Below are 16,705 nucleotides of genomic sequence, written 5' to 3' on the forward strand. Positions count from 1 at the left end.
TTTGGCACGCTGTTGAGTTCTCAAGGAACGGACGCTTCCTTCGTACTCACCCGCAGTAACACTTACTGGGGCTTTCCTCCGGGCTTTCGTTCTTCATTCTTGCGTTTCCGACTCTATCAGAGTCTTCGCGCTCCGCTTTCCGGGGTATTCGCTTTCGCGCTTTCCCTTTCCGGCGGGTCCGACCATATCAGGGCTTTTCTCGTTCTCTGCAACTCGGCCGTTCCGCCTTGCGGCGTGCAGGAGAGAGCTGAGATGTAGATCAGCGTCTGAGGTGGTTGGCTCCCGTCCACCGGCTGTCCGTGGGGATTCACGGGGGCCGTCGTGGCGGGAGTCACGACAGTAGCGCTCCCGTGGTTCACAGGCAAATCGAATCAGGCGTATGGTCTAGTCCACTACGGTGTCGGCGGAAGCGCTCGCGGCCTCCGACAGGAGGTTCGATTCGCGCGAACCGGGACATCTCATGACATACCCTTCAGAACGTGCGCCGTCGAGGACAGTCAGTGACGGCGTGGCGACGAAGCCCCACCCCCTGGGAGGCCCCCATGACCACCGTCACGTCCCCACTTGCCGGGCGCGCCATCGGACTCGCGGCAGTGCCCGATCCGGTGTTCTCCGGCGCGATGGTGGGACCGGGCACCGCCATCGACCCCGTGCGTGAGGCGTCCGAGGCGGTGTCCCCCGTCGACGGTGTGGTCGTCTCCCTGCACCCGCACGCGTACGTCGTCGTCGACAGCGAGGGGCACGGCGTTCTCACTCACCTCGGGATCGACACCGTCCAGCTCAACGGCGAGGGCTTCGAGCTGCTCGTCGGCAAGGGCGACACCGTGAGCCGCGGCCAGGCCGTCATCCGCTGGAACCCGGCGGCCGTCGAGGCGGCCGGCAAGTCGCCGATCTGCCCCGTCGTGGCGCTGGAGGCCTCCGCGGAGTCCCTCCTCGACGTCGCCGAGATCGGCGACGTCCAGGCCGGAAGCACGCTCTTCAACTGGAACTGAGCGGCCGGCAGGGACACGTCCGCCCGGCAGCACGGGCGAGTCGGACATCCACCGCGGCGGCCGGGACCGTCGCTCGATCGGAGACGGGTGAAATGGAGACAACGCTGCGAGGCGTCGGCGTGAGCCACGGTGTGGCCATCGGCGAAGTGCGGCACATGGGCACGGCGGTTCTGGAGCCGCCGGCCCGGCAGATCACGGCAGACGAGGCGGAGCGCGAACAGGGGCGCGCCCGCCAGGCCGTCAGTGCGGTCGCGGCCGACCTGGTCGCGCGGGGGCAGCTGGCCGGGGGCGAGGCCCAGCACGTGCTGGAAGCCCAGGCGATGATCGCTGAAGACCCTGAGCTGATGGCGGACGTCGACCGGCGGATCGCCGTCGGCAGCACCGCGGAGCGCGGTGTGTACGACGCGTTCGCCGCGTACCGGGACCTGCTCGCCGGGGCCGGCGAGTACATGGCCGGGCGCGTGGCGGACCTGGACGACGTCCGCAACAGGATCGTGGCGCGGCTGCTCGGTGTGCCGATGCCGGGTGTGCCGGACAGCGACGAGCCGTATGTGCTGATCGCGCGGGACCTGGCTCCTGCGGACACGGCGCTGCTCGACCCGGCGCTGGTACTCGGCTTCGTCACCGAGGAGGGCGGGCCGACCAGCCACAGCGCGATTCTCGCGCGGGCGCTCGGCGTGCCGGCCGTGGTCGCGCTGCCGGGTGCCGGCGAGATCGCCGAGGGCACCGTCATCGCGGTGGACGGCTCGACCGGCGAGGTGTTCGTCGATCCGAGCAGTGGGAAGAAGGCCGAGCTGGAGGCCGCGGCCGCCGAGCGGAAGGCCGCGCTGGCCGCGTCGTCCGGTCCGGGGGCCACGTCCGACGGGCACAGGGTGCCGCTGCTGGCCAACGTCGGGGGCCCGGCGGACGTGCCGGCCGCGGTGGAGGCCGGGGCCGAGGGCGTCGGCCTGTTCCGCACCGAGTTCCTCTTCCTCGACGACAGCAAGAAGGCGCCGTCGGAGGAGAAGCAGGTCGACTCCTACCGCAAGGTCCTGGAGGCGTTCCCCGAGGGCCGGGTCGTGGTGCGCGTGCTGGACGCGGGCGCGGACAAGCCGCTGGACTTCCTGACGCCGTCCGACGAGCCGAACCCGGCGCTGGGCGTGCGCGGGCTGCGCACCCTGCTGGACCACCCGGAGGTGCTGCGGACCCAGCTGACCGCGCTGGCGAAGGCGGCCGAGGGCCTGCCGGTGCACCTGGAGGTCATGGCTCCGATGGTCGCCGACCGGGCCGACGCGAAGGCGTTCGCGGACGCCTGCCGCGCCGCCGGGCTCCAGGCGAAGTTCGGGGCGATGGTGGAGATCCCCTCCGCGGCCCTGCGGGCGCGCTCGATCCTCCAGGAGGTCGAGTTCCTGTCGCTGGGCACGAACGACCTGGCCCAGTACACCTTCGCCGCGGACCGGCAGGTGGGTGCGGTGTCCCGGCTGCAGGACCCGTGGCAGCCGGCGCTGCTCGACCTGGTCGCGCTGTCGGCGGACGCGGCACGGGCCGAGGGCAAGAGCTGCGGCGTGTGCGGCGAGGCGGCGTCGGATCCGCTGCTGGCCTGTGTGCTGACGGGTCTGGGCGTGACCTCCCTGTCGATGGGTGCGGCGTCGATCCCCTACGTGCGGGCGACGCTCGCCAAGTACACGCTCGCCCAGTGCGAGCGTGCCGCGGCGGCGGCGCGTGCCGCGGACAGTGCCGAGGAGGCGCGGATGGCCGCGCAGGCGGTGCTGTCCGGCGAGTAGGCGTCGCACGGATTCAGTGCTTGGTCGGCCGAGGGGCCCCGCCAGTCGTGGCGGGGCCCCTCGGCTTGTACGGGCCCCGGGCCGGCTCAGTGGTGCGGGGGCGGGTCGTCCACCTCGAATCCGGGCCGGTAGTCGACACCGTGCTCGGGGGCGACGGGTTCGCCGGTGTCGGGGTCGGTGCAGTAGGCGTTGAACACGGCCGCCGCCGAGAGGGGGACGAGGCCTCCTCCGTCCAGGCGCCAGCCGTGGACCCGGTCGCCTCCCCCGTCGGCGGTGGTGCGCAGGACGAGGCCTCCGGCTCCGCCCAGGGCCATGCCGGCGGCCAGGACGGTGACGAAGTCGAGGGCCTCCCGCCCGTCCGGGTCGAAGCCCGGCAGGCCGGGCGGGCCCGGTGGGCCTGCCGTACGGGCGTGCAGCACGGCGACGAGCTGCCGGTCCCCGGTGGGGATGGAGCACACGGCGTGGTGGTGGCCGGTCCCGGCCCCGGCAACGAGGCGGGTGACCGCCGTGGCGGCCCTCTCGAACGCGGACCGGCCGATGTCCTGGCCGCAGTCGGCGCAGGTTCCGGCGCGGGCGAGGACCGCGGCCGCGTACTCCCAGGTGGCCTGGCGGGCGGCCTCGTCCACCAGGAGCGGCACCATGTCCGCGACGGGCAGTCCGGTGTACGGGAGCCCCGGGCCGGTGCCGGCGAGCTCGGCCGTGAAGCGGGTGCGGGAGGCGGCCGAGTCGGGGTCGAGGCCCTGTTCGGTGCAGAAGGCGGCGTACTGCTCCGGGTCGAAGAGGGCGACCGTGGTGTGGATGCCCTGGTCGGCCAGGGATTTCAGCAGGTCGTCGACGTGCCGCAGGTACTCGTGGTGGTCGTCGAAGGTGAAGCTGCGGTAGCGGCGCATGGCCGCGAAGTCCCGGGGGTCGGCCAGCAGGCCGATCGTGCCGGGTACCTCGCGGCGCAGCGTTGTCGTCTTCCGTGTGTCTGGCATGGCTCCCCCTGGCGTGCGAACGAATGCTCACTCAGAGTAATCAGAGCCACTGACAACGCCTTCCGGGCGGCGCTTCAGGAGCCGGCGCGTGCCTGTGCCAGTTCCTGGTAGAAGCGGAGCAGGCCGAGGTCGTCCACCGACCCGGGGTTGACGGCCTTCTCCAGGGGCGTGCCCTGGAGAAGGCGCTTGACGGGGACCTCGATGCGCTTGCCGGTGAGGGTGTGGGGGATCCCCGGTACCTCGATGATCTCGTCGGGCACGTGTCGCGGGGAGAGCTCCTCGCGGATGGTGGCCTTGATGCGGCCCTTCAGGTCCTCGTCCAGGGCGGCGCCGGGGGCGAGGTGGACGAACAGCGGCATCCAGTAGCCGCCGTCCGGCTCCTCCAGGCCGATGACGAGCGACTCCTTGATCTCCGGCAGGCGTTCGACGGCCTCGTAGATGTCCGCGGAGCCCATGCGGACTCCCTGCCGGTTGAGGGTGGAGTCGGAGCGGCCGTGGATCACGACGGAGCCGTGGTCGGTGATCGTGATCCAGTCGCCGTGGCGCCACACGCCCGGGTACGTCTCGAAGTAGCTGTCGCGGTAGCGGCTGCCGTCCGGGTCGTTCCAGAAACGGACGGGCATCGACGGCATGGGGTTGGTGACGACCAGCTCCCCGACCTCGCCGGTGAGCGGCTTGCCCGAGGGGTCCCATGACTGCAGGTCCGTGCCGAGGCAGGCGGCCTGGAGCTCGCCGATGTGGACGGGGAGGGTGGGGACGGCGCCGGCGAAGCAGCTGCACACGTCCGTGCCGCCGCTGACGGAGGCGATCCACAGGTCCTCGGCGACCTCGTCGTGGAGCCAGCGGAAGCCGTCGGGCGGGAGGGGGGAGCCGGTCGTCGCGACGCACTTGACGGCGGAGAGGTCGAAGTCGCGGGACGGGTGGACCTCGGCCTTGCGGCAGGCCATCACGTACGCGGCGGAGGTGCCGTACAGGGTGGCCCGGGTGCGCTCGGCGATCCGCCACTGGGCGCCGGTGTCGGGGTACCCGGGGCTGCCGTCGTACAGGACGACGGTCGTGCCGGTGAGGAGGCCGGAGACGAGGAAGTTCCACATCATCCAGCCGGTGGAGGTGTACCAGAAGAAGCGGTCCTCGGGGCCGAGGTCGCAGTGGAGGCCGAGCTGCTTGAGGTGCTCCAGGAGGATGCCGCCCTGCGACTGCACGATCGCCTTGGGGAGGCCCGTCGTGCCGGAGGAGTAGAGGACCCACAGCGGGTGGTCGAAGGGGACCTGCTCGAACACCGGCTCGGCCGGGGTGGACACAAGGTCCGCCCAGGCGAGGGTGCCCTCGGGGGCGGGCGTTCCGAGCAGTGGGATGTGGACGACGGCGCGCAGCGAGGGCAGCTCCGCGCGGAGTTCGGCCACGGTGTCGCGGCGGTCGTGCTGCTTGCCGCCGTAGCGGTAGCCGTCGACGGTGAACAGGACGACCGGCTCGACCTGCTGGAAGCGGTCGAGGACGCTGCGGGCGCCGAAGTCGGGGGCGCAGGAGGTCCAGACGCCGCCGACGGCGGCGGTCGCGAGGAGGGCCACGACGGCTTCCGGGATGTTGGGCAGGTAGCCGCTGACGCGGTCGCCGGGGCGTACGCCGAGGGCGCGCAGCTCGGCGGCGAGTGCGCCGACGCGGCCGCGGAGCTCGGACCAGGTGACGGGGGCGGGCTCGTGGGTCTCGTCGACGTGGAGGAGCGCGGCGTCGCCGGCGCGGGCGGGGTCCTCGCCGGCGCGGAGGGCGTGCTCGGCGTAGTTGAGGGTGGCGCCGGGGAACCAGCGGGCGCCGGGCATCGAGCGGTCGGCGAGGACCTGCTCGGCGGGGGCGGTGAAGCGGACGTCGAACCATTCGGCGACGGCCCGCCAGAAGGTGTCGAGCTCCTCGACGGACCAGCGGTGGAGTGCCGGGTAGCCGCCGTCCGCGGGAGCTCCGTGCCGCTCGGCCGCCCACGCCTGGAAGGCGGTGATGCGGGCCGCGGCGATCCGGTCGGGCCCCGGGGTCCAGAGGGGTTCCGGCTGGGTGGACGAGGTCATGGGTCGGCTCCCGGTCAGTGCGGCCCGCGCGTGGTGTGCACGGTGTGCCGTGGTGTCGGCGTGCAGGTGCGTGGGTGGGTGGATCGGTGCTGGTCGTTCCGTGCGGCCGCGGGCGGGGTGGGCTCGCGGTGGCACACAGGGACGATGCCATGTGATCCACGTCCGCACCAGGGGTGCCCTGGGCGTGTGCGCGGGTAGCGGCAGGTGAACGGTGTCTGAACGTCCCCCGTGCGGGCGGCTCCCGCTGGCAGGGTGGGCGGCATGGACGGTCGCGATCTGGTGCGTGCGCTGAAGGGGTTCGGCACGGAGGGCGGGAGGCGGGCGTGGCGGTCCGCGCTGCGGAACCGGCGGGCGGACGCGGCGGGCCTGCCGCGGCGCGGGCCGGAGCGGGCCCGCGTTCCGGGGCTGCTGGCGGGGACGGAGCCGGCGCCGGGCGGCGGGGTGCTCCGGTTCGCCCGGTCCGAGCTGCTGGTGCGGGTGACGGCGGGCGGGGCGGTGTTCTGGGGTTGGGACGGGGCGTCGGCGGCGCCTTCGTACGCCGTTCCGGGCGGCGGGCCGGAGCCGGACCCCCGGGCGGCGCTGGAGCCGGACACCGGGGGTGGCTGGCGGGTGGTGTCGCAGCGGGTGATCGTCGGGGTGTCGCGTTACGGGGCCGTGGAGGTGCGCACTCCGGGTGGGGCGGTGCTGCGGCGGGAGCTGCCGCCGCGCTGGTGGGAGCCGGACCCGGGCGGGCCGCGGGCGGGGTCCGCGGCCGGCGGGCGGTGGCTGGTGCGGGCGGAGGTGGGCGCCGACGCGCGGTTCTTCGGGCTTGGCGGGCGGGCCGGCGGGCCGCGGCTGCGGGACGGTGCGTACCGGCTGTGGAACACCGACCCGGGCGGCGCGTTCGGTCCGGGCGACGACCCGCTGTACATCACGATGCCCGTGCAGCTGGTCGTCGCGGACGCGGGGACGCACCTGGTGTTCCACGACAACACGTGGGACGGGCGGGTGGTGCTGCGCGAGGGCGAGGAGGGCTACGGGTCGGGCCCCGACCGCCCCGGCAGCTGCGAGCTGCGCATGGACGGCGGCCCGCTGCGCTGCTGGGTGCTGGCGGGCACCCCGGCGCGGGTGCTGCGCGGCTGGGCCGCGCTGACCGGCGCCCCCGCGGTGCCGCCCGCGTGGGCGCTGGGGTACCAGCACGCCCGGTGGGGGTTCGGGAGCGCGGAGGAGGTGCGGCGCGTGGTGGCCGGGTACCGGGCGCGCGGGCTGCCGCTGTCGGCGGTCCACCTGGACATCGACCACTACGACGGGCACCGGGTGTTCACCGTGGACCGGGAGCGGTTCCCCGACCTTCCCGGGCTCGCCCGGGAGCTGGACGGCGCCGGGGTGCGGCTCGTGTCGATCGTCGACCCCGCGGTGAAGGCCGGCTGCGCGCTGCACGCGTCGGGGCGGGCGGTCGGCGCGCACGGGGCGTTCGTACGGGACGCGGCGAGGCGGGAGGTGCGGGGCGAGGTGTGGCCGGGTGAGTGCGCCTATCCGGACTTCACCGATCCGGAGGTGCGCGCGTGGTGGGGCGGGCTGTACGCGGAGCGGCTCGCGCAGGGCTTCTCGGGGGTGTGGCACGACATGAACGAGCCGGTGTCGTTCGCGCCGTTCGGGGAGACCACCCTGCCGCGGTCGGCGCGGCACTCCCTGGACGGGGAGGGCGGCGACCACCGGGCCGCGCACAACGTGTACGCCCTCGGCATGGCCCGGGCCGGCTGGGAGGGCCTGGTGCGGTTGCGGCCGGGCGAGCGGCCGTTCCTGTTCTCGCGGTCGGGGTGGGCGGGCATGCAGCGGTACGGGGGCACGTGGTCGGGGGACGTCGTGACCGGCTGGGAGGGGCTGCGGGCCTCGCTGTCGCTGGTGCTGGGGCTGGGGCTGTGCGGCGTCCCGTACTCGGGGCCGGACGTGGGCGGGTTCGGGGGCTCGCCGTCGCCCGAGCTGTACCTTCGGTGGCTGCAGCTGGGCGCGTACCTGCCGCTGTTCCGGACGCACTCGGCGCTGTGGGCGGGCCGCCGGGAGCCGTGGGAGTTCGGGCCGGAGGTTGAGCGGCACGCGGCCGCGGTGCTGGCGGAGCGGGAGCGGCTGCGGCCGTACTTCGTGACGCTGGCGCACCTGGCCCGGCGGACCGGGGCCCCGTATGTGCGGCCGCTGTGGTGGGGGGATCCGGGCGACCGGGCGCTGCGGGACTGCGAGGACGCGTTCCTGCTGGGGGACGGGCTGCTGGTCGCGCCGGTCCTGGAGCCGGGGGTGGAGCGGCGGGCGGTCCGGCTGCCGCGGGGCCGCTGGTACGACACCGCGACCGGGGCCGCGTACGAGGGGCCCGGGCGGGTGGTGCTGGACGCGCCGGCGGGGCGGGTGCCGGTGCTGGCGCGGGCGGGTGCCGTGCTGGCGGTCCGGGCGGCGGAGGCGGGCGGGGTGGTGCCTGAGGTGTGGGCGCCGGCGCCGGGGCGGGTCGGGGGCGGGGTCGTGATCCGGGATCCGGGGCCGGGGTTCGAGCCGGGGGTGGTGGAGCGGTACGCGGTGCGGTGGGCGGGCGGTGAGGTCGTCGTCGAGGACGCGGCGGGCGCCCGGGTGGAGGGTGCGGTGGTGCGGGGGGTGGACGCGGTGCGTCCGGCTGCTGTGCGGCCCGGTCAGGCGTAGCGGCCGGCGAACCAGGCCGCGGCGGCCCGGGTGTGCAGGGGGAAGGCCAGTTCCGCGGGGGTGCGCAGGAGGTGCCAGCCGGTGGTCTCGTCCGTCGGGGTCGGCGGGGGGAGGGTGGCCAGGGGGCGGGGCGGGAGGAGGCCGAAGAGGAGCAGGTGGCCCCCCGGGGAGCTCATGGCGTCGGCGAGGGCGACGTCGGCGGCGGGGGCGTGGATGCCGGTCTCCTCGCGCAGTTCGCGGACGACCGCTTCGCGCCAGTCCTCGCCGAAGTCCACGAAGCCGCCGGGGAGGGCGGTGCCGCCGAGGGCGGGCTCGATGGTGCGGGTGATCACGACGAGGCCGGTGCCCGCCTCGTCCTCGGCGGGGAGCAGCGCAACGGCCACGGGGAGGGGGTTGCGGTAGGTGACGGCGCCGCAGGCGGTGCAGGTGCGGGGCCAGCCCGCGGTGTCGAACGGTGTTCCGCAGGTGGAGCAGTGCGAGTCCCTCAGGTGTGCCGGCATGCGGCGATGGTAAGTCAAGGGGCATGCGGATGGCGGTGGTTGCGGGGTGTCTGGCGGTGCTGGCGGGTTCGTCGCCGAGCGGGTTCACGGCGCTGTCGGACGTCGATCCGGGCATCGGGCAGGACATGCGCTACGCGACCGTCCGCAACTTCACGGGGCGGGTGGTGGAGGGGTACGAGGAGCCGGTGTGCCTGCTGGCGAAGCCGGCGGCCGAGGCGCTGCGGCGGGCGCAGCGGGCGCTGCGGCCGCAGGGGTTCTCGCTGCTGGTGTACGACTGCTACCGGCCGCAGCGGGCGGTGGACCGGTTCGTGCGGTGGGCGCGGGACGCGGGGGACCAGGTGACGAAGGGCGAGTTCTACCCGGAGGTGGACAAGTCGCAGCTCGTCGCGCTCGGTTACATCGCGGAGCGGTCGGGGCACAGCCGCGGGAGCACGGTGGACGTGACGCTGGTGCGGCTTCCCGGGCGGCGGCCGGTGGACATGGGTACGCCGTTCGACTGGTTCGGTCCGCTGTCCCACACGGACGATCCGCGGATCGGCGGTGACGCGCGGGAGAACCGGCGGCTGCTGCGGCGGGTGCTGGAGGCGGAGGGGTTCATGAACCTGCCCGAGGAGTGGTGGCACTTCACGCACCGGCCCGAGGCGTTCCGGGAGGGGTTCGACTTCCCCGTCGCCTTGCGCGCCGTACGCGGATGAACCCACACTTCTGACGAGCCGTCAGAAGGAGGGGCTGTGGAGCGGATCCGGAAACCCGCCGTGGCGGGGTGGTTCACCGAGGAGGGCGGCTTCCGGCTGCTCGGGACGCGGTGCCCGGCCTGCGCGGCGGTGTTCTTCCCGCGGGAGGACGCGTACTGCCGCAATCCGCACTGCGCGGGGGGCGGCGCCATGGAGGAGGTGCCGCTGTCGCGGCGCGGCCGGGTGTGGTCCTACACCGACGGGCGGTACCGCCCGCCCGCCCCCTACCCCTCCGATCCGGAGGAGCCCTGGGAGCCGTACACGCTCCTCGCCGTGGAGCTGGAGGCGGAGGGGATGGTCGTGCTGGGGCAGGCCGTGCCCGGGGTGGGCCCGGCCGATCTGGAGGTGGGCATGGAGGTCGAGGTGGTGGGCGGGGTGCTGGCCGGGGACGCGGACACCGTGTGGACCACTTGGCGCTTCCGGCCGGTGGGGGGCCCGGCATGAAGGACGTGGCGGTGCTCGGGGCGGGAATGCACCCGTGGGGCAAGTGGGGCCGGAGTTTCGTCGAGTACGGGCGGGTCGCGGCGCGGGCCGCGCTCGCCGACGCCGGGGTGGAGTGGAGCGGCGTGCAGTCCGTCGTCGGCGCCTGCACCGTGCGCGGCGGCTACCCCGGGCACGTGGCGGGCGCGACGTTCGCCCGCGCCCTCGGGTGGCAGGGGGCACGCGTGGCCAGCGTGTACGCGGCGTGCGCGTCCGGGGCGCAGGCCGTCGCGGCGGCGCGGGCGCAGATCCTCGCCGGGCAGGCCGACGCGGTGCTGGTCGTCGGCGCGGACGCCGCCCCCAAGGGGTTCTTCGCCCCGGCGGGCGGGGAGCGGCCCGACGACCCGGACTGGCTGCGGTTCCGGCTGCTGGGCGCGACGAACCCGGCGTACTTCGGGCTGTACGCGCGCCGGCGGATGGCCGTGTACGGGGACACGGCCGAGGACTTCGCCCGGGTGAAGGTGAAGAACGCGGCGGCCGGGGCGCTGAACCCGCTGGCCCGCTACCGCAGGGCGGTCACGGCCGAGGAGGTGGCCGCCTCCCCCGTGGTCGCCGACCCGCTGCGGCTGCTCGACGTCTGCGCCACCTCGGACGGGGGCGCCGCCCTGGTGCTGGGCAGCATGGAGTTCGCGCGGGCGCGGGGCGTGGCCGACCCGGTGCGGATCAGGGCGGTGTCGACGGTGACGCCGCGGTATCCGCGGACCGTCCTCGACCTGCCGGACATCGCGACCGACTCGGCCTGCGGGGTCGGCGCCGGGGCCGGCTCCGCGAGCGCCGCCGGGCCGTTCCGGGCGTCGATCGCGCGGGCCGCGTACGAGGAAGCCGGGATCGGGCCGGAGGACCTCTCCCTGGCCGAGGTGTACGACCTGTCCACCGCGCTGGAACTGGAGTGGTACGAGGACATCGGCCTCTGCGGCCCGGGCGAGGGGGCGGCGCTCCTCGGGAAGGGCGCCACCGCGCTCGGCGGGCGGGTGCCGGTCAACGCGAGCGGCGGGCTGGCCTCCTTCGGAGAGGCCGTCCCGGCGCAGGCCATCGCCCAGGTGTGCGAGCTGACGTGGCAGCTGCGCGGGGTGGCGGGCGCCCGCCAGGTGCCGGGAGCGCGGGTCGGGATCGCCGCGAACCAGGGGCTCTTCGGGCACGGGTCGGCGGTCGTGGCCGTGCGCTGACGGCAGGTGTGCGCGGACGCTTGACGGTGCCGCGGAGCGGGTTCACACTCGCTCCACGGTCCCGAAACCGTCCCCCTGCCCCCCGTGAAGGCCGCGGCCCGTACCCCAGTCGGCGGGGGTGCGGGCCGCTCCGGCGCCCTCAGGTCCCGGCGGTCAGGCTCCGGCGGCGGGCCCGGGCCGTGGACATCGCGTGCTCGACGACCCCGACCAGCACGTCCTTGACGGACTCCCGGTCGCGGGCGTCGCACAGCAGCACGGGCACGCCCGCGTCGAGGTCCAGCGCCTCCCGGACGTGGACCACCGGGTGGCGCTCCGCCCCGTCGAAGCAGTTGACCGCGACGGTGAAGGGGATCCCGCGCCGCTCGAAGTAGTCGACCGCGGCGAAGCAGTCGGCGAGCCGGCGGGTGTCGGCGAGGACCACGGCGCCCAGGGCGCCCTGTGCCAGCTCGTCCCACAGGAACCAGAAGCGGTCCTGGCCCGGGGTGCCGAACAGGTACAGCACCAGGTCCTCGCGCAGGGTGATCCGCCCGAAGTCCATGGCGACGGTGGTGGTGCTCTTGCCCTCCACTCCCCCGGTGTCGTCGATGCCCGCGCCCGGCTCCGAGAGCGACTCCTCGGTGCGCAGCGGCCTGATCTCGCTCACCGCGCCGACCAGGGTGGTCTTGCCGGCACCGAAGCCGCCCGCGACGAGGATCTTCAGGGTCAGCGGCTCGACCGGGGAGACGGCGTGCATCGCCCCGCGGTTAGAGCGCCCGAAGGCCATTGATCACCTCACGCAGAATGGATTCGTCGGGCAGTTCGGCCGGCGGCACCGGCCGGGTCACGTGGACCAGTTCGTCCTCGGCCAGGTCCCCGATGAGGACGCGCACCACCCCGACCGCCAGGTCGAGTTCGGCCGCGATCTCGGCGACCGACTGGGGGCGCTCCCGGCAGAGGCCGAGGATGTGGGCGTGTTCCGGGGACAGCGTCAGCTCCCACACCGGGTCGTCCGCCGCCGGCTCGGCGACGACCAGCGCGATCAGGTCGAGCCGGTGTTGGCCCGTGTGGCTGGTCCTGCCGCGGGTCATCGCGTACGGGCGGACGACCGGCCCCGCCTCGTCGTCGAACCAGTGCGGCTCGTCGGGGCCGGGGGCCCGGGCGGTGTCCGCGCCGGCAGCGTGCTCCTGGTGCTCTGCGCCTGGATCGCTCATGCGGCCTCGACTCACCCTCCGGCTGGCAGTCCGGAGCGCGGGGCGGTCGCCAGGTGGTCGCCGACGCGCTTGACCATGAGGGTCATCTCGTAGGCGACCTGCCCGACGTCCGAGTCGGCGTCCGAGAGCACGGCCAGGCAGCTGCCGTCGCCCGCGGCCATCACGAAGAGGAACGCCTCGTCGAGCTCGACGACGGTCTGGCGGACGCCGCCGGAGTCGAAGTGCCGGCCGACGCCCTTGGCGAGGCTGTGGAAGCCGGAGGCGACGGCGGCCAGGTGCTCGCTGTCCTCGCGGGTCAGGTCCTTGGAGCTGCCGGTGGGCAGGCCGTCGCCGGAGAGGACGACCGCCTTGCGGATGCTGCCGACCCGGTCGACGAGCTCGTCGAGCAGCCAGTTGAGCTGGCCGGAACCGCGGCTGCGGATGTCGTTGCCGGTCTGCGGTGCGGTCATCGACCGTCCCCCTCGTTCTCGTTCGCGGGACCGCGGCCGGCGCGGGTGCCGGCCCCGGTCTCGGACTGCTGTGCGTGCTTGTTGCGGCCCGCCGTCCAGCCTCGCTGGAGGGCGGACATACGGGTGCGTACGTCTTCGGCGTCGCGCTCGGCCGCCGCGCCCCCGTCCGGCGCGGGCCGGGCGGCGGCGGGCGCGGGGGCGGACTTCAGCTGCGGCGCGAGGTTCGCCTGCCGGACCCGCCGGGGCAGCCCGCCGGGGCCCGTGGCCGGGGCGGGGGCGGCCTGCTCGGGCTGCGGTGCGGGCGGCTCCGGCTCCTGCAGGTCCGGCGGCAGCGGGACCGGGGTGACCGGGGTGACCGGGCGGGGCTCCACCCGGCGGCCGTGGTCGGCGACCAGCGTCGGTGTGGGGCGGCGGCGCGGCAGCGGCACCGGGCCCGCGGAGCGGGCGGCGTCGGGGCGGGGGCCGCGGACCGGCTCGGTGCGGTGGCCTTCCAGCCGCACGGGGCCGGTCGGGGCGAGCGGCTCGCGGTCGCGGGCCGTCCTGCGCTCGGGGTGCTGCCGGTCGGCAGGGCGCAGGCCGAGCAGGGCGCTGCGCGGGGTGCCGTGCGGGGGCGTCTCGTCGTCGAGGGTTGCCATGGCGGGGCGGCCGCCGACGCCGGTGAGGCCGGCGATGCCCGCGGCGGCCTCGTCGAGGGCGGCGGTGTCGTCGGCGCCGTCGAGGCCGAGCACGCCGAGGGGGGCTTCGAGTTCGACGGGGCGGCGCCGGTCGGCGGCGGGCAGCGGCCGGCCGCCCGCTTGGTGCTGCACGGCCGGCGCGGTGTGGGCGGGCCGCTTGCCGGCGCCGGCGGGGCGGCCGTGGCGGTCGTGCCTGCCGCTGCCGGAGCGCAGTCCGCCGCCGGGGGTGTCGGGGGCCTCCGTGAGCAGCGCGGCGGGGAGGAACACGACGGCGGTGGTGCCGCCGTAGGGGCTGGGCTGGAGGACGACCTTGACGTCGTGGCGGCGGGCGAGGCGGCTGACGACGAACAGGCCGAGGCGGTCGGTGTCGGAGAGCTCGAACTCGGGGGTCTCGGCGAGGCGAAGGTTGGCGTCGAGGAGCGCTTCGGGGTTCATGCCGAGGCCGCGGTCGTGGATCTCCAGGGTGAAGCCGTTGGCGACGCGTTCGCCGTGGACCTGGACGGCGGTGTGCGGCGGTGAGAAGACGGTGGCGTTCTCCAGCAGTTCGGCGACGAGGTGGGTGACGTCGGCGACGGCGGGGCCGGCGATGCCGAGGCGGGGCAGGCGGCGCACCTCGATGCGCTCGTAGTCCTCGACCTCGGCGACGGCGGCGCGGACGACGTCCATCAGCTGCACGGGCCGCCGCCACTGCCGGGAGGGGGCCGCGCCGGAGAGGATCACAAGGCCTTCGGCGTGGCGGCGCATGCGGGTGGTCATGTGGTCGAGGCGGAAGAGGTCGGCGAGTTCCTCGGCGTCCTCGGTGCGCCGCTCCATGGTGTCGAGCAGGGTGAGCTGGCGGTGCAGCAGGACCTGGTTGCGGCGGGCGAGGTTGACGAAGACCTCGGATACGCCCTTGCGGAGTTCGGCCTGCTTGACGGCGGCCTCGACGGCGGCGCGCTGGAGGGTGTTGAGGGCCTGGCCGACCTGGCCGACCTCGTCCTTCTCGTACTCCAGGCGGGGGGCCTCGGTCTCGATGTCGACGTGTTCGCCGGCGGCGAGGCGCCGCATGACGGCGGGGAGGCGGACGCCGGAGACCTCGTGGGCCTCCTTGCGCAGCCGGGACAGGTCGCGGACCAGGTCGCGGCCGATGCGGACGGACATGAAGAGGGAGACGAGCAGTGCGAAGAAGCCGAGGATGCCGGCGACGGCGGCCTGGACGAGGACGGTGACGGCGACGGGCTCGACGCGCTCCTGGTAGCGGTCGCCGGCGGCGGTGCCCATGGTGGCGAGGTCGTCGAGGACCTTGCCGGCGGCATCGTCCCACTGGGCGGCGGTGATGCTGCGGGGGTTCTTGCCGGGGCCGCCTGAGAGGAAGCGTTCCTCCGCGTCGCGCAGGGGCTTGGTGTCGGGCCCGTTCCAGTACGTCTCGAAGACGTCCCGCTCGGCGGGGGGCAGGATCGCGAGGTTGAAGGAGTACAGCAGGCGCCGGTTGGCGGCGAGGTCGGAGACCTGGCGCAGGTCGGCGGGGCTGGCGTTGCGGGCGGCGAGGGCGGAGGCGATGACGGCGTCCTCGCGGGAGAGGGTCTCGCGGGCGCGGGTGATGCCCACGAGGGCGCGGCCCTGCTTGTCCATCTCCACGTTCTCCAGGGCGTGGAGGTTCATCAGGAAGTCGTAGCAGGGGTCGACGAGCCGGCTGTACATCTCCAGGGCCTGGTTGGGGTCCAGGGTGTTCTGGTCGACGGAGCGGCGCAGCGTGCCGATGCCGTTCAAGGCGTCGAGGATGGAGGTCAGGCGCTGGTTGGCGGCCGGTGTGAGCTCCTCGACGACCTCGGGGTCGCGGGCGTTCCTGCCGATGCGGTCGACGAGTTCGTCGGTGGCGGCGCGGCGCTTGGCGAGTTCGGCGGTGGCGGCGGAGGCGCGGGGGTCGCCGATGACGACGAGGGTCTGGCGGCGCTCCTTCTGCAGGACGCGGACGACGTCCTCGATGGGATAGCCGACCTTGTCGATGACGTAGGCGACGTCGAGGAGTTGGACGGCCTGGCGGCCGGTGACGACGGTGGCGAAGCCCCACAGGGCGGTGAGGGAGACGAGCGGCACGAGCAGCAGCGCCACGATCTTCCGGCGGATGGACTTCCCGCGAAAGCGCATGGCCTCCCCAGCCTCCCCAGCTCAACCCCCTTTGCGGGGATTGGTGTTCCGTCACTCAAACGGCGTGAGCCTACTACTGCTGCGCGACGGCTTCGAAGGCGTGTCCGGACGTTTTCGGCCTGCCGCCCGGGCGGAGATCACGAGTTGTCCGTTACCTCCTGGCAACTGCGTTCCGATATGCGGCAGATGCCACTCGGTGGGGGGTCGGTCCTCCGAGCGGCACGGATGGCTGGAAGTATTCGTTCCGGCGTGCTCGGCGGTGCGGGTGAATGTCCGCGATCCGGGAATCTCCCGGGGCCGGTGCACGTCTACCTGTTCGAGGGGTTTTCGCCGGGTGCGTCGTCCGGCTCTGCGCGGGCAGGGTAGACATCACCGGCAGTTCGAGGGGAGGGAGCGCGCCATGGGGACGTACGAGGACGCGGGCGCGGGAGCGTCGGTGCCCGGCGGGGCGGGTGCGGGTGCGGGCGCCGGGGCGGCCGGCGGGCCGCGGCGCGGGCTGTGGCAGGAGGAGCCGGCCCGGCGGCGCCGGATGCCGGACCCGGTGCGGGAGTCCGCGGTGCGGGCGGTGCTGATCGTGGCGGTGACGCTGACCGCGGCGACGATCGCCTTCTTCCTGACGGTCACGGGGTCGTGGCTGGCCCTGCCGATGGTGCTGGCCGCGATAGCCGGGACCGTGGTGGCCACGTGGGGCGTGCTGGACGTGCTGATCACGCGGCAGATCTGGAACCAGCGGTACGGGGTGGTGTCGGAGCCGAGCAGCACCGCGCGGAGCCTGAGGCGCGAGAGGCGCCGGGCCCGCCGCGAGGAGCGCGCCGCCGCCCGCCGCGGCCGGGCCGGAGGGAGCCGGCAGGCCGCGGCCGGCGGGCCGGCCGGCTGGGCTGAGCACATATCCGCGCGCGGCGGAGCCGGGTAGGGGCATGCTCTGCCCGCCG

At 74.6% G+C, this 16,705-nt stretch carries 14 protein-coding genes; 7 read left to right on the forward strand and 7 right to left on the reverse strand.

What is annotated here, in order from left to right; translation table 11 throughout:
* Positions 1 to 542 precede the first annotated feature (542 nt).
* Positions 543 to 992 (forward strand): PTS sugar transporter subunit IIA, encoded by a 450-nt coding sequence (locus ACZ462_RS12170; protein WP_467803932.1) that lies wholly within the window; start codon positions 543 to 545, stop codon positions 990 to 992.
* A 92-nt stretch (positions 993 to 1,084) separates the two neighbouring features.
* Complete coding sequence (ptsP, locus tag ACZ462_RS12175; protein WP_467803931.1) at positions 1,085 to 2,755, forward strand: phosphoenolpyruvate--protein phosphotransferase; 1,671 nt, start codon at positions 1,085 to 1,087, stop codon at positions 2,753 to 2,755.
* 86 nt (positions 2,756 to 2,841) lie between these two features.
* On the opposite strand, the gene ACZ462_RS12180 is transcribed toward ptsP, so the two are convergent.
* Together ACZ462_RS12180 and ACZ462_RS12185 are read right to left on the reverse strand one after the other, a co-directional pair.
* Positions 2,842 to 3,732, reverse strand: a complete 891-nt coding sequence (locus ACZ462_RS12180) for a hypothetical protein (RefSeq protein WP_467803930.1) — start codon at positions 3,730 to 3,732, stop codon at positions 2,842 to 2,844.
* 74 nt (positions 3,733 to 3,806) lie between these two features.
* Positions 3,807 to 5,789: an acetoacetate--CoA ligase gene (locus ACZ462_RS12185; RefSeq protein ID WP_467803929.1), complete on the reverse strand. Its 1,983-nt coding sequence runs from the start codon at positions 5,787 to 5,789 to the stop codon at positions 3,807 to 3,809.
* 261 nt (positions 5,790 to 6,050) lie between these two features.
* Here ACZ462_RS12185 and ACZ462_RS12190 point away from each other — a divergent pair, with 261 nt between their 5' ends.
* Positions 6,051 to 8,453 carry a glycoside hydrolase family 31 protein gene (locus tag ACZ462_RS12190; RefSeq protein ID WP_467803928.1) on the forward strand — a complete coding sequence of 801 codons (2,403 nt, stop codon included), beginning with the start codon at positions 6,051 to 6,053 and terminating at the stop codon, positions 8,451 to 8,453.
* On the opposite strand, the gene ACZ462_RS12195 is transcribed toward ACZ462_RS12190, so the two are convergent.
* Positions 8,444 to 8,953 (reverse strand): NUDIX domain-containing protein, encoded by a 510-nt coding sequence (locus ACZ462_RS12195; RefSeq protein WP_467803927.1) that lies wholly within the window; start codon positions 8,951 to 8,953, stop codon positions 8,444 to 8,446. The genes ACZ462_RS12190 and ACZ462_RS12195 overlap by 10 nt on opposite strands.
* Positions 8,954 to 8,982: 29 nt before the next feature.
* On the opposite strand from ACZ462_RS12195, the gene ACZ462_RS12200 reads away from it, so the two are divergent.
* The 3 genes from ACZ462_RS12200 to ACZ462_RS12210 are packed head-to-tail and all read left to right on the forward strand — an operon-like array spanning position 8,983 to position 11,333.
* A complete protein-coding gene (locus tag ACZ462_RS12200) occupies positions 8,983 to 9,648 on the forward strand; it encodes a M15 family metallopeptidase (RefSeq protein WP_467803925.1) in 666 nt (221 codons plus the stop codon).
* 36 nt (positions 9,649 to 9,684) lie between these two features.
* Complete coding sequence (locus tag ACZ462_RS12205) at positions 9,685 to 10,131, forward strand: Zn-ribbon domain-containing OB-fold protein (RefSeq protein ID WP_467803923.1); 447 nt, start codon at positions 9,685 to 9,687, stop codon at positions 10,129 to 10,131.
* Positions 10,128 to 11,333 (forward strand): lipid-transfer protein, encoded by a 1,206-nt coding sequence (locus tag ACZ462_RS12210; RefSeq protein ID WP_467994519.1) that lies wholly within the window; start codon positions 10,128 to 10,130, stop codon positions 11,331 to 11,333. The genes ACZ462_RS12205 and ACZ462_RS12210 overlap by 4 nt, the downstream gene beginning before the upstream one ends.
* Before the next feature lie 139 nt (positions 11,334 to 11,472).
* Here the strand turns inward: ACZ462_RS12210 and ACZ462_RS12215 are convergent, their stop codons facing one another.
* From ACZ462_RS12215 to ACZ462_RS12230, 4 genes are read right to left on the reverse strand one after another with little or no spacing between them, the layout of a single operon-like run.
* Positions 11,473 to 12,096: a GTP-binding protein gene (locus ACZ462_RS12215; RefSeq protein WP_467803921.1), complete on the reverse strand. Its 624-nt coding sequence runs from the start codon at positions 12,094 to 12,096 to the stop codon at positions 11,473 to 11,475.
* Positions 12,077 to 12,523 carry a DUF742 domain-containing protein gene (locus ACZ462_RS12220; RefSeq protein ID WP_467803919.1) on the reverse strand — a complete coding sequence of 149 codons (447 nt, stop codon included), beginning with the start codon at positions 12,521 to 12,523 and terminating at the stop codon, positions 12,077 to 12,079. Before ACZ462_RS12220 ends, ACZ462_RS12215 begins: the two co-directional genes overlap by 20 nt.
* A gap of 11 nt (positions 12,524 to 12,534) precedes the next feature.
* Entirely contained in the window at positions 12,535 to 12,972 is a 438-nt protein-coding gene (locus tag ACZ462_RS12225; RefSeq protein ID WP_114056680.1) for a roadblock/LC7 domain-containing protein, read from the reverse strand.
* Positions 12,969 to 15,773, reverse strand: a complete 2,805-nt coding sequence (locus tag ACZ462_RS12230) for a sensor histidine kinase (RefSeq protein WP_467803917.1) — start codon at positions 15,771 to 15,773, stop codon at positions 12,969 to 12,971. The genes ACZ462_RS12225 and ACZ462_RS12230 overlap by 4 nt, the downstream gene beginning before the upstream one ends.
* Positions 15,774 to 16,173: 400 nt before the next feature.
* On the opposite strand from ACZ462_RS12230, the gene ACZ462_RS12235 reads away from it, so the two are divergent.
* Positions 16,174 to 16,686 (forward strand): hypothetical protein, encoded by a 513-nt coding sequence (locus tag ACZ462_RS12235; RefSeq protein ID WP_467803916.1) that lies wholly within the window; start codon positions 16,174 to 16,176, stop codon positions 16,684 to 16,686.
* Positions 16,687 to 16,705: the final 19 nt, after the last annotated feature.

The sequence above is a fragment of the Streptomyces sp. NPDC031121 genome (genome assembly GCF_055570615.1).

What these genes read in the sequence shown, in the direction of transcription:
- ACZ462_RS12170 (WP_467803932.1), top strand. Translation starts at nt 543, where the DNA reads ATGACCACCGTCACGTCCCCACTTGCCGGGCGCGCCATCGGACTCGCG.
- ptsP (WP_467803931.1), top strand. Translation starts at nt 1,085, where the DNA reads ATGGAGACAACGCTGCGAGGCGTCGGCGTGAGCCACGGTGTGGCCATC.
- ACZ462_RS12180 (WP_467803930.1), bottom strand. Translation starts at nt 3,732, where the DNA reads ATGCCAGACACACGGAAGACGACAACGCTGCGCCGCGAGGTACCCGGC.
- ACZ462_RS12185 (WP_467803929.1), bottom strand. Translation starts at nt 5,789, where the DNA reads ATGACCTCGTCCACCCAGCCGGAACCCCTCTGGACCCCGGGGCCCGAC.
- ACZ462_RS12190 (WP_467803928.1), top strand. Translation starts at nt 6,051, where the DNA reads ATGGACGGTCGCGATCTGGTGCGTGCGCTGAAGGGGTTCGGCACGGAG.
- ACZ462_RS12195 (WP_467803927.1), bottom strand. Translation starts at nt 8,953, where the DNA reads ATGCCGGCACACCTGAGGGACTCGCACTGCTCCACCTGCGGAACACCG.
- ACZ462_RS12200 (WP_467803925.1), top strand. Translation starts at nt 8,983, where the DNA reads ATGGCGGTGGTTGCGGGGTGTCTGGCGGTGCTGGCGGGTTCGTCGCCG.
- ACZ462_RS12210 (WP_467994519.1), top strand. Translation starts at nt 10,128, where the DNA reads ATGAAGGACGTGGCGGTGCTCGGGGCGGGAATGCACCCGTGGGGCAAG.
- ACZ462_RS12215 (WP_467803921.1), bottom strand. Translation starts at nt 12,096, where the DNA reads ATGGCCTTCGGGCGCTCTAACCGCGGGGCGATGCACGCCGTCTCCCCG.
- ACZ462_RS12220 (WP_467803919.1), bottom strand. Translation starts at nt 12,523, where the DNA reads ATGAGCGATCCAGGCGCAGAGCACCAGGAGCACGCTGCCGGCGCGGAC.
- ACZ462_RS12225 (WP_114056680.1), bottom strand. Translation starts at nt 12,972, where the DNA reads ATGACCGCACCGCAGACCGGCAACGACATCCGCAGCCGCGGTTCCGGC.
- ACZ462_RS12230 (WP_467803917.1), bottom strand. Translation starts at nt 15,773, where the DNA reads ATGCGCTTTCGCGGGAAGTCCATCCGCCGGAAGATCGTGGCGCTGCTG.
- ACZ462_RS12235 (WP_467803916.1), top strand. Translation starts at nt 16,174, where the DNA reads ATGGGGACGTACGAGGACGCGGGCGCGGGAGCGTCGGTGCCCGGCGGG.